Raw genomic sequence first — 12,416 nt, forward strand, 5'->3', positions numbered from 1 at the left:
AGGCATTATAAATTACTTATTAGGTGTAGAATTATTTAATACATATCACTACGTTCATGAGCTAAGACGGTTATTAAAAGAGAACCAAATAGAGAAATTTAATCATAAACTTTTTTCTATTCATCTTTCAGATGTGTGTTCTAAATTACGCACAGTCATTAGAACTTTAAGACGATTAACTGCTTTCATTGAAAATACTATGACATATTCTAACCTGACCAACGGTCCGTTAGAAGGAATTAACAATAAAATCAAACTCATTAAAAGGGTATCTTTTGGTTATAGAAATTATGATAATTTGCGTAATCGAATTATTATAACTTCGCGACTATTTGCCTCAAACACAAAAAAAGAGATTAAACAACCTAAGGTTGCTTAATCTCAATATTAGGACTCATCAGTCCGATTTGACGTAGAGCCAATAAAAACTGTGAAGCGTTTATAATTCTTTATTGTTCTACAATTTGAATTAAATTACCACATGTATCATCAAAAATGGCCATTTTAGCGCTACCCATTGTCGTCGGTTCAACGGTAAAATGAACCCCTTTTTGCGATAATGTGTCATACATTTGTTGTACATTGTCCACGCCAAACATAGTAATAGGTATGTTGGCTTCAAATAGACGCTGTTGATAGTCACCTGCAATAGGATTACCATTGGGTTCTAAGACCAATTGGGCACCTTCTGGTTGATTAGGGGACACTAAAGTGAGCCATCTAAAACCTCCGCCTACAGGTTCGTCAATTTTCTTTTCAAAGCCTAGAATATTTGTATAAAATTGTAAGGCTTCTTCTTGATTCTCTACAAAAATACTGTTCGCAATAATGTTCATACGTACCCCTTCAATTTATATAATATGGCGTTTAAATTAGTTATCTTGTTTCAGAACGCGGGCCATTTCTTCAATTTTACCCGCATGTAATGGGACATGAATGGCATTTAATACTAGTAATTCGTTCACCGTTTTGCAACCAGCAATCGGTTGGTCTAATGCTTGAGAGAGTTGCTCGTCAGTTAGTTGACGTACGCGATCTGGAATCGTTTGTAAGTCCTCTTTAATTGATTCAATTGATGGAACGTCTTGCCCCTCCCAGTTAGCAGGACTAGAACCATAACCAAATAATTTCGTATATTTGGCGATATCTACAGTGTTCTGGCCACCCATTGATAAAGCTGAATCGAAGACAGTTAACACATGGCCGAATTGCCAATGTAGCGTATTCGGGAATACATCATTGCCTTTGTCTAATACTTGTTCAACGTTCCAATTATCATAAACCGATAGTAAGTAGTTTACACCTGTATCAATCACATCATAGACTGTTTTATTACTCATTTGCGTTTCCTCCCACATTTTTAAAGAATTGACTATTAAGCGTCTACCCGTTAAACGCGATTGTCAATCTAGTGATACGATAGTGTTATTAAAGAAATTGACTAAATGGCAGCGTATTTAATAGAGATTTTATTAGAAAAAATATATAAACTTCATATAAGAACTTAATAGGTTAACGAATCTTAGGTATATTTATAAAAAGGATAATGTTAAACCTAAAAAATGAGTTGTTAGATAAGAAAGTAAGAGGTGATAAAAAATGTGCGCAATTCAAGATATTGATCATCGTATTGAAGCATGGATAGCACATATTGCACGTAAGGTAGATATGATGCTGCAAGATGTGGCGGTTGAAACAAAAAAGCATGATCTAGATTTAGTGACGAATATCGATAAAGAAGTTCAAGCTGATTTCACTAAGTTTATCGAAGAAAATTATCCAGAACATCAGATTATGGGTGAAGAAAAAAGCAATCATGAAGTTGATATGTACCGTGGCTATGCTTGGGCGATAGATCCAATTGATGGTACAACGAATCTTGTGAAACAACATAAAGATTATTGTTTAATAGTAAGTTTATTTTATGACGGTGAGCCTTTATTAGCTTATACATATGAATTTTATCAACAGAAGTTATATAAAGCGGTTCAAGGTCAAGGTGTGACGATTAATGGCGTGCCACTACATGTAGAAACGTATCATCACCTTAAAGATGCGTTGGTTTCTATTGATCCGAAACGTGTACGTTCCGAGTTATTAAAGGCATTGATTTCAAAATCACACGGCTTTCGATTTATTGGTGCTGGTGGCATTGGTGCATTGCGTACGATTACAGGGGATTTCGGAGCAAGTATCGATATGGGCGCAAACCTTTGGGACATGAGTGCGCAATTATTATATGCGAAAGAGTTAGGTTTAATTGTCACTGATATTCAAGGGAACGCTATCGATTTAAATCACGTTAAGGGTTCAATTATTGCGCATCCAGATATTCACGAAGACATTATCAATATCATAAAAACGTATCAATAAAATAATCCTGCCACATACTGGTACTTACGCGTAACGGTTGATGTGACAGGATTTTTATAATATTAGGAAAGTTTTGGCTTTGATCGCTCAATATCAAGCCTAAAAAGTGTCATTAATTAAGGTTTAATCGCAAATGCACGTACTGGGAATCCAGGTGCATCTTTGGGTTTTGGACTAATTGCGTAAATGACCGCACCACGCGTTGGTAATTGGTCTAAATTCGTTAACAATTCAAGTTGGAATGTGTCTTGTCCAAGAATATAACGTTCTCCAACGATATCTCCATTTTTAGCAGTATCCACTGACGCATCTGTGTCGAATGTTTCATGTCCGATTGATTTCACACCACGTTTTTCGATTAAGAACTTCAAGGCATCTAAACCCCAACCTGGTAAATGTTGATTACCTTCAGCATCTTTATTTTCAAATTGTTCAATATCTGGCCAACGTTTTGACCAATCTGTACGTAAAGCGACAAACGTACCGTCTTCAATACGCCCATGTTTCGCTTCCCATGCCTCTAAATGGTCACGTGTGACGATGAAGTCAGCATTTTCTGCAGCTTCTTTTGAAAAGTCTAAGACAATAAGGGGCAATACTAATTCTTTTAAGTCTAAATCTTCTAAGTAACGTTTATTCTCAACAAAGTGAATAGGGGCATCAATGTGTGTGCCATATTGTGTGACAATATTCCAATGTTGCACGTAAAACCCATGTTCTTTAACGGTAAAGAGTGTCGAAACTTCACCTTTTTCAAATTCACTAAAGCGAGGTATTTCTGGGTCAAAGGTATGTGTTAAATCCACCCAAGTTGCTTCTTTCAGTTGATTTAATTGGTTCCATAATGGATAGTTTGGCATGTTTCATACCTCCAATAGTAATAGTTATTCTATGTTAGTTTTGACAGTGGCTGACTGAACTGCCGCATCGCTTTAGAAAAGCTTGCTTCAGTTCTAGTCATCTGTGCCGGGGCTGTACGACGAAATCACAAGTGATTTCTGTACAGCTCCCCTACGCGGGTTTGTTTTGGTTATTTGATTCACGTTTTTTGCGAACGGTATTTACAAGTACAGTTAGAGCATCTTTAACTTCTTCTTCTTTACGTGTTTTTAAGCCACAGTCAGGGTTAACCCAGAATAATGAACGGTCAATTTGTTGTAGAGAACGATCGATTGCTGTAGCAATTTCATCTTCAGTAGGGATACGTGGACTATGGATGTCATATACACCTAACCCAATACCTAAATCATAGTTGATATCTTCAAAGTCTTTGATTAAATCACCATGACTACGTGATGTTTCAATCGAAATAACATCAGCATCTAATTCATGGATAGCATGAATGATTTGACCAAATTGAGAATAACACATATGCGTATGAATTTGTGTTTCATCTTGGACTGATGAAGTTGCTAATTTGAATGAATTGACTGCATCTGCAAGATATTGTTCATGGTATTCAGAACGTAATGGTAAACCTTCACGTAAAGCTGGTTCGTCTACTTGGATGACTTTAATACCCGCTTCTTCTAACGCTAATACTTCTTCATCAATCGCTAGAGCAATTTGATCTTGAACGACTTTACGTGGCACATCGACACGTTCGAATGACCAGTTTAAGATCGTTACTGGACCAGTTAGCATACCTTTCACTGGTTTGTCAGTTAAACTTTGTGCATATACCGTTTCTTTGACTGTTAATGGCTCAGTCCATTTGACATCTCCGTAAATCACTGGTGGTTTAACGGCACGTGAACCGTACGATTGGACCCATCCGAACTTAGTGACTAAGAAGCCTTGTAGTTTTTCACCGAAGAATTCAACCATGTCATTACGTTCGAACTCACCATGAACGAGTACATCTAGACCGATATCTTCTTGAATTTTAATCCAACGTGCAATTTCACTTTCTAGGAAATCGTTGTAAGCTTCATCTGAGATACGTTTATTTTTCCAATCAGCACGATATTTACGTACTTCTTGAGTTTGTGGGAATGAACCAATCGTTGTTGTTGGTAAGTCAGGTAAGTGTAAACGTGCGTCTTGTGCTTTTTTACGCTCAGGGAAAGGTGACTTACGGCTTGTTGGTACGCTATCAAAATCATATTCAAGATTTTTGAATGATTGACTTTGGAAACGTTCATAACGTGTTTTGAATTCATCATATTTCGCACTGTCGTTATGATTAAATAGGCGACGTAGTGCGTCTAATTCGTCTAACTTTTCAGTAGCGAAACTTAAGCCGTCTTCAATAGATTCATCTAATGTTTCATCATCTAATGATACTGGTACATGTAATAAAGATGATGACGGTTGGATAACGATATGTTTCGCATAGGCTTGTAATGATTCGATTAATTGTTTCTTAGCTTCGATATCTGCCGCCCACACGTTACGGCCATCAATAATACCAGCATATAATGTTTTAGATGCGTCGAAGTCACCTGCTTGAATTTGTTTTAAGTTATAACCGTGATCATGTACAAAGTCTAATCCTAAGCCACCTACTGGTAATGAACTTAAGAATTTAACATTGGCACGCTCAAAGTAAGTTTGAATGACTAATTTGTCAGCTAAGCCTGCTGCAGCAAAGTAGTTATAGGCTTCTTTTGTAATCGCTTCATAGGCTGCGCTCTCATCTGTTACTAATACTGGTTCATCCACTTGGATATAGTCTGCGCCAGCATCAACGAGTGCTTGAAGCACTTCTTTATATAATGGTAAAAGTGTTTGAACTTTCTCCTCGAAAGATTGATGACCACCTTTAGACAATTTCACAAACGTAATTGGTCCTACGATGACAGGATGCGCATTGACGTTAAGTGATTTTGCATAATTAAAGCGATTTAATAATACATTGTGATTCACTTTAGGTTCAACGTTATCCCATTCTGGCACGATATAATGGTAATTCGTATTGAACCATTTAATTAAAGCGCTCGCTACATGTTCTTTGTTACCACGTGCAATATCAAATAATAAATCATCATTGACTTCGCGACCTTGGAAACGTTCAGGAATGATGTTGAATAGTAATGATGTATCGAGAATGTGGTCATATAGTGAGAAGTCACCGACAGGTACACTGTCTAAATTATAATGCTTTTGTAATAATAAATTTTCTCTGTGAAGATCACTTAACGTTCGATCTAATTCTGCTTTATCAATTTTTTTAGCCCAATAGCTTTCGATGGCTTTTTTCCACTCTCTTTTTCTACCTAATCTTGGGAATCCTAAATTTGAAGTTGTAATTGTTGTCATGATATTGCCTCCTTGTTTTGGGTAATTGCTTTAGAATACGCTGCGAGTTCTAATGAATAATCGATACGTTGGAACGGTGTGATGATGTATAAACCATTGAAGTACTCATGTACTGTATCAATCAATTCTTTAGAAAGTCTCAAACTTAATGCTTTAGTTTTTTCTTTATCATCTTTTACTGCTTTAAATTGGCTTAATACGTCTTCAGACATTTTAATGCCAGGCACTTCGTTATGTAGGAAAAGTGCGTTATTATAGCTTGCGATAGGCATGATACCTATAAATAGAGGGACATTCAGATGTTTCGTCGCCTCGTATACTTCTTTGATTTTTGCTTTACTGTATACAGGTTGCGTAATGAAGTAATTCATGCCTGCAGCTACTTTTTTCTCAAGGCGTTTGACCGCACCGTCGAGTTTACGTACATTAGGGTCAAATGCACCAGCGATGTTGAAGTTTGTATGTTTCTTCAGCGCATCACCATCCGTGTTAATACCTTGATTGAATCTTAATGCTAATTCGGTTAATCCTTTTGAATTGACATCATAGACATTTGTGGCACCGGGTAGATGACCTACCTTTGACGGGTCGCCTGTAATTGCTAAAATTTCGTTAACGCCGATAAGTGATAAGCCAAGTAGATGTGATTGCAAGCCGATTAAATTACGATCTCGACATGTAATGTGTACGAGTGGCTCAATATCGTAACGTTGGCGTATAATACTTGCCGCTGCAATATTGCTAACACGCACGGTAGCTAGTGAATTATCAGCTAGCGTTACTGCATCAACTTTGGCCTCATCGAGTTTGCCGATATTTTCAAAGAAAAGATCTGTATCTAAATGCTTCGGCGTATCGAGTTCGACAATGACTGTCGGTCCATTTTTAACCTTTGTCGTTAAGTTATGTTTATACGTACGCGTCACTGCTCGATTCGTTTGGCGATTAATTGGAATTACTTTTTTATTGGTAACAGGCTTCAAATCTTTGACGGATGATTTGATATAAGCAATATGTTGTGGTGTTGTGCCACAACAACCACCAATCAACCGTACACCTTCATTAATGAGTTCTTGCGCAACATCACCGAAATATTGTGCGTTATCACTATATTTAAATTCACTATTCTCGATATCCAGTAAGCTCGCGTTTGGATAACATGATAGGTATGCGTTCTCTGGTAACGCAATATGTGAAAATGAACGTTGCATGTGATGTGGACCGTGATGACAATTAAGTCCTACAACATTGGCACCACAAGCAACTAATTGTTGTAACGCTTGATTAATTTCGGTTCCATCGACTAAGTAATTCGTATTTGAAGCGGTGAGTTGAGCAATGATTGGAATATCGTACTTACGACGTGTTGTTGTAACAATATTTGTCAGTTCTTCTAAGTCGTAGTAAGTTTCGAATAATAACCCATCAACACCTTCTTCAACGAGTGTATCGATTTGATTTTCAGCGTGATACTGAATGGTGGACAAAGGCAACTCCTCTTGTTGTAAACTTCTAAAACCACCTACCGTACCAAGTATGAAAGTGTCCGGTTGTGCCGCACGTTTTGCAATAGCTACAGCTGCTTTATGAATATCCTTCACTTTATGTTCTAAGCCAAAGCGTTTAAGCTTTTCAAAGTTCGCACCGTACGTATTCGTCTGGATGATATCAGCACCGGCCTCTATATAAGAACGATGTATTGACTCTACTTTCTCCGGATGTGTTAAGTTATATGCTTCTGGACATGTATCGAGTCCCTCTGAATAGAGGATTGTTCCCATTGCACCATCAGCTACTAAAACGTTGTTCTGTAATTGATTCAATAATCGACTCATTGAAAGCCTCCTTTAATGCGTAGTTAAGGTCAGCAATTAATTCTTGAGGTTGTTCTAGACCTACGCTTAATCGGAATAAGCCAAAGGTAATGCCACGTTCATTTCGAACATCTTCAGGAACAGCAGCATGTGACATCGTGGCAGGATGAGATAAAATGGTCTCAACACCTCCGAGACTTACGGAAACGAGAGGTAACGTTAGGGCATCCACAAAATCTTGTGCCTTCGTTTCATCTTTTAATCGGAAACCGATGACGGCACCACCGCTATTTGCTTGTGACAAGTGTAATGAACTGTTCCCTGGATAATATACTTCGGCAATTTCTTCTCTTTCATTTAAAAATGTGACAAGTTGCGCTGCATTAGCTGTTGATTGTTTAAAGCGAACGGGTAATGTTTTTAAATGTTTGGCTAACGTCCAACTATCATGTGCTGATAATGCAGTACCAGTCCCATTCTGTAAAAGATATAATGCATCTGCGACGTCTTTGCGATTTGTGATGGCAGCACCAGCGATAATATCACTGTGTCCACCTAAAAATTTCGTAGCTGAGTGAACAACAATATCAGCACCAAGTGCAAGCGGGGATTGACCCAATGGAGTCATAAATGTATTGTCCACTGCTAAAAGTAACTGATGACGTTTCGCAATCGATGCGACGGCGCGTATATCTGTAATTTTGAAACACGGATTCGATGGTGTTTCAACGTAGATGAGTTTAGTGTTAGGTTGAATCGCTCGTTCAATTTCCTCAGGGTGTGTGGCATTAACTGTCGTAAATTGAATATTAAAGCGATTGAGAATTTGTTCGGTAAGTCTGAATGTACCGCCGTATACATCGTCAGGAAGAATCACATGATCATTTGCTTTTAGTGTTAATAGCACCGCTGATATTGCAGCAATACCTGACGCATATGCAAATGCGTAGTTGCCACCTTCAAGCTTTGCTAATTTCTCCTCAAGAAGTTGACGGTTGGGATTACCACTTCTGGCATAATCGAATTTTGCATTGCCACCGAGTACCTGTTGGTGAAATGTTGAAGAGTCATAAAGCGGTGGGTTAGCTGAATCGTAATCAACACCTCTATGTTCATCAAAAATAACTTCAGTTTCTTTTGATAAGGTCATGAAATCACTCCTACTTTAGAATTCTCCAGTGCGCGTAAAATATCTGACTCAATATCGTTATAATCCTCAATACCTATGGATAAGCGTATAAGATGTTCATCTATGCCACGTTTATCTTTTTCTTCATCAGGCATATCGACATGTGTTTGTGTGTATGGGAAAGTGATAAATGTTTCGGTTCCACCTAAACTTTCTGCAAAAATACAAATTTCTAAATTTTCCAAAAATTTAGCAACGCTAAAGTCTTTGTTTAGGCGTAAACTTAACATGCCCGTTTTTCCACTGTATAGAACTTCATCTATAGCATTTGAAACTTTACATCGTTCAGCTAATTTCTTAGCATTTGCTTCTGACCGTTCAATACGTAAATGTAGTGTTTTTAAACCACGCTGTAATAAATAACTATCAATAGGGGACAATGTTGCACCAATCATATTATGCAATTGTCCAAGTTGTTCGGCTAACGCTTCATCTTTCACTGTTACAACACCTGCGAGCACATCGTTGTGACCGCCAATGTATTTGGTTGCTGAATGAAGCACGATGTCTGCACCCTCCTCTAAAGGAGTAGATAGATACGGTGTTAAAAATGTATTATCGATAATTGTCAACAGATGGTGCTTTTGACTCAAGATATAATACGGTTCAACATCAATTTCAATCATTTGTGGATTCGAAATGGGCTCTATGAAAAGTGCTTTCGTATTTGGTGTAATACTGTCAACTACTTCCTGATAATTTAAAAAGTCGACATACTTAAATTTGATACCGTATTGTTTCTCGTAAAAATAAAATAATCTGAATGTACCACCGTATAAGTCGAAGGCGACTAATATCTCATCACCTGGTTGAAACAAGTTACAAATGAGCTGTACTGCAGCCATGCCACTTGACGTAGCAAACGAAGCAATACCACCTTCTAATTTCGCGAAGGATTCCTCAAATGCAGAACGTGTTGGGTTCTTAGTTCTTGTATAGTCATAGCCTGTTGACTGACCAAGGTGAGGATGTTGATATGCGGTAGACAAATAAATCGGATTGGCTATTGCGCCAGTAATATCTTTAGTTAATGATATTTGTGCTAATTGTGTATCTTTCATGTCAAATCCTCCATTCATTTATAATCCAATAAAAAAAGCTTCCGTCCTTTAAACCCGATATGTATCGGATGTAAAGGACGAAAGCTTGTTTCGCGGTACCACCTTTGTTTATTACTTTATTGCTAAAGTAACCTCAAACAGTACGTCATTATGTGAATAACGTGTACTGAGATGGTAGACGCTAATCCATTCGTTATCTGAAACTTCGGATAAATGAAAGTGCTCATTAAAAAACTCATTTAACTTGATTACAAGTAAATGAGTATTAACGATGAATAGCGACGTCTAGAATTCCAGTACGCCATTAAACAATAAATGTTAATACTGTATCGCTATAACGGGCGAACCCGTTGACACCTCGTATTGGCATCAACACTCAAAGGCCATTTTCAAACTTTCTTTCAATGTCTCTTCTCAGCTATGGAGACTCTCTGTATTAGCAGTGTAAGTTCTACTTTCCTTATTACAGTGTGTAATTTGTGTTTTTTTAAGTTAATTCATAGCTTACAGACCTAAGTCATATTTGTCAATAACTTTTCTGAAAATTAAGATTATAAAGTCAAATCAGAAAACGCTTAAAGCATTGATAACATCATGATAGGCGTAAACAAAAAAATTATTTTTTATTTCATCGACCTTATCTACTTGTTAAACCTATTCTATATTTTTTAAAATAGATAAGTGCTAATCAAATGCGTGCCATAATAGTTATAATGAGAAGGTAAGTGAGTTTGATGTAATCGCATTAAGCCTAGTGCAAAGATAAAGTATTAAATGTTTAGTAAATGTTGATTGAAAGGGGTGAAAGATAGTGGATCATAAACAAGATGAACGATTGGCCTTAAGTCAAAATGAACAAATTCAAAACGTTGATATTTCTCAAATTAAAGCCAATCCATACCAACCTCGCAAAACCTTTGATGATGAAAAGTTAAGTGATTTAGCAACGTCCATACAGACACACGGTATTTTACAACCCATTGTATTACGCCAAACTGTACAAGGTTACTATATAGTGGTTGGCGAAAGGCGATTTAGAGCATCTCAATTAGCAGGGTTAACTGAAATACCAGCAATTATCAAAGAATTATCTGATTCGGACATGATGGAATTAGCGATTATCGAAAATTTACAACGAGAAGATCTTAATGCTATTGAAGAAGCGGAGAGCTATCAACGTTTGATGAAAGATTTAGGCTTAACGCAACAAAAAGTAGCTGAGCGATTAGGTAAATCACGACCTTACATCGCTAATATGTTGAGATTGTTGAATTTGCCACAAGATGTTTCAAAGCAAGTCAAAGAAGGTGCGTTATCCGGTGCGCATGGACGGACATTACTAGGAATTAAAGATGTTAGTAAGATGAAGAAGATAAGTCAACAAGCAATACGTGAAAAGTGGAGCGTTAGGTATCTTGAACAAGTTGTAAATGAACTGCAAGACGGCCGGCAGTCTAAAGAAAGTAAAGAACCAACGCCAATGAAACCCAAATTCATTCAAAAACAAGAACGTCTATTAAAAGAAAAATTTGGCACTAAAGTAGAAATTTCAACGCGTAAAAATACAGGTAAAATAACATTTGAATTTAAATCAAAAGAAGCGTTTCAACAACTCATTCAAAAACTTAATGAAGATTAATGGTATATATCCAAATGTACTGTTAGAATGGGATCTTTGAGTTAGTGAGCAAAGTTATGTTACATTTTAAGCTTTAGAGAGAAAATAATATTGAAAGTAAAGCTTAAGACGGATACATACTGTGCGATAAATACGTATAATAATTAAATTATAAAATAGTTAAATAGGGAGGTTGCTATTATATGAATCAGGTCAAAAATGTGTTGTCTTCATTATTTGAACCATTAACAAAGATAGAAACATATGAGAATTTAGCTATCAAAATAGCATTAATTCTCATATATATTATTGTTGCGTTGATTGTTATAGCAATATTAAATAAAGCAATTGAACAAGCATTTAAAATACAAAACCGTAGTAGCAAAGGAAATAAGAAGCGTTCTCGAACATTAATTTCACTAGTTCAAAACGTAGTGAGTTACATCGTATGGTTTATTGTGATTACTACCATCTTAAGTAAATTTGGAATTAGTGTTGAAGGTATCATCGCGAGTGCTGGGGTCGTTGGTTTAGCTGTTGGTTTCGGTGCGCAAACCATCGTTAAAGATATTATTACAGGCTTCTTTATCATATTTGAAAATCAATTCGACGTTGGTGACTATGTTAAAATCAATAGCGGTGGTACAACTGTAGCAGAAGGAACTGTGAAATCTATCGGCTTAAGATCAACACGTATTAATACTATTACAGGTGAATTAACCATATTACCAAATGGTAGTATGGGCGAAATTACGAATTTCTCTATTACCAATGGATTCTCTATAGTAGAAATTCCAGTATCTGTGGAAGAAAATTTAGATAAAGTTGAAAAACGTCTAAATAAATTATTTACAGCAATGCGTAGTAAATATTACTTATTTATTACTGATCCAGTCGTGGAAGGTATTGATTCGTTAGATGAAACGAAAGTAACGTTTAGAATATCTGCTGAAACAATTCCTGGTGAAGGTGCATCTGGCTCAAGAATATTACGTAAAGAAATTCAAAGAGTGTTTGTCCAAGAAGGTATTAAATTACCACAACCAATTTACATTAAAAATAATAATCAACAAGGCAAATCTTAATTATTATTGAGGGGT

At 36.6% G+C, this 12,416-nt stretch carries 11 protein-coding genes; 4 read left to right on the forward strand and 7 right to left on the reverse strand.

The annotated features are described in order from the left end of the window. Positions 1-379: transposase (locus tag KA858_RS06960; protein ID WP_210135337.1), on the forward strand; the 379-nt coding region annotated here is incomplete at its 5' end. A 70-nt stretch (positions 380-449) separates the two neighbouring features. Here KA858_RS06960 and KA858_RS06965 read toward each other — a convergent pair. Both KA858_RS06965 and KA858_RS06970 read right to left on the reverse strand, forming a co-directional pair. After that, positions 450-836, reverse strand: a complete 387-nt coding sequence (locus KA858_RS06965) for a VOC family protein (protein WP_210125961.1) — start codon at positions 834-836, stop codon at positions 450-452. 36 nt (positions 837-872) lie between these two features. Continuing rightward, a complete protein-coding gene (locus tag KA858_RS06970) occupies positions 873-1,340 on the reverse strand; it encodes a bacillithiol transferase BstA (RefSeq protein WP_210125962.1) in 468 nt (155 codons plus the stop codon). Between the two features lie 259 nt (positions 1,341-1,599). On the opposite strand from KA858_RS06970, the gene KA858_RS06975 reads away from it, so the two are divergent. Next, complete coding sequence (locus KA858_RS06975) at positions 1,600-2,373, forward strand: inositol monophosphatase family protein (protein WP_210125963.1); 774 nt, start codon at positions 1,600-1,602, stop codon at positions 2,371-2,373. Positions 2,374-2,489: 116 nt separating this feature from the next. On the opposite strand, the gene KA858_RS06980 is transcribed toward KA858_RS06975, so the two are convergent. The 5 genes from KA858_RS06980 to KA858_RS07000 all read right to left on the reverse strand — a co-directional run bounded on the left by KA858_RS06980 (position 2,490) and on the right by KA858_RS07000 (position 9,698). Then, positions 2,490-3,233 carry a cyclase family protein gene (locus KA858_RS06980; protein WP_210135338.1) on the reverse strand — a complete coding sequence of 248 codons (744 nt, stop codon included), beginning with the start codon at positions 3,231-3,233 and terminating at the stop codon, positions 2,490-2,492. Between the two features lie 151 nt (positions 3,234-3,384). Continuing rightward, positions 3,385-5,634: a 5-methyltetrahydropteroyltriglutamate--homocysteine S-methyltransferase gene (gene metE, locus KA858_RS06985; protein ID WP_210125965.1), complete on the reverse strand. Its 2,250-nt coding sequence runs from the start codon at positions 5,632-5,634 to the stop codon at positions 3,385-3,387. Then, the gene (locus KA858_RS06990; RefSeq protein ID WP_053030281.1) at positions 5,631-7,469 is read right to left on the reverse strand and encodes a bifunctional homocysteine S-methyltransferase/methylenetetrahydrofolate reductase; all 1,839 of its coding nucleotides are present in this window, start codon (positions 7,467-7,469) and stop codon (positions 5,631-5,633) included. The genes metE and KA858_RS06990 overlap by 4 nt, the downstream gene beginning before the upstream one ends. After that, positions 7,423-8,598: a cystathionine beta-lyase MetC gene (gene metC, locus KA858_RS06995; protein ID WP_075108897.1), complete on the reverse strand. Its 1,176-nt coding sequence runs from the start codon at positions 8,596-8,598 to the stop codon at positions 7,423-7,425. Before metC ends, KA858_RS06990 begins: the two co-directional genes overlap by 47 nt. Continuing rightward, entirely contained in the window at positions 8,595-9,698 is a 1,104-nt protein-coding gene (locus tag KA858_RS07000; protein ID WP_210125966.1) for a PLP-dependent transferase, read from the reverse strand. The genes metC and KA858_RS07000 overlap by 4 nt, the downstream gene beginning before the upstream one ends. 811 nt (positions 9,699-10,509) lie before the next feature. Between KA858_RS07000 and KA858_RS07005 the strand changes: the two genes are divergently transcribed. Both KA858_RS07005 and KA858_RS07010 read left to right on the forward strand, forming a co-directional pair. Next, on the forward strand, positions 10,510-11,337 hold the full coding sequence (locus tag KA858_RS07005; RefSeq protein WP_107629449.1) for a ParB/RepB/Spo0J family partition protein: 828 nt from the start codon (positions 10,510-10,512) through the stop codon (positions 11,335-11,337). A gap of 182 nt (positions 11,338-11,519) precedes the next feature. Further along, on the forward strand, positions 11,520-12,401 hold the full coding sequence (locus KA858_RS07010; RefSeq protein WP_053030277.1) for a mechanosensitive ion channel family protein: 882 nt from the start codon (positions 11,520-11,522) through the stop codon (positions 12,399-12,401). The last annotated feature ends 15 nt before the right edge of the window (positions 12,402-12,416 follow it).

Source organism: Staphylococcus sp. GDX8P80P, from assembly GCF_017893095.1.
In the GTDB taxonomy this organism is placed as follows: Bacteria; Bacillota; Bacilli; order Staphylococcales; family Staphylococcaceae; genus Staphylococcus; species Staphylococcus borealis.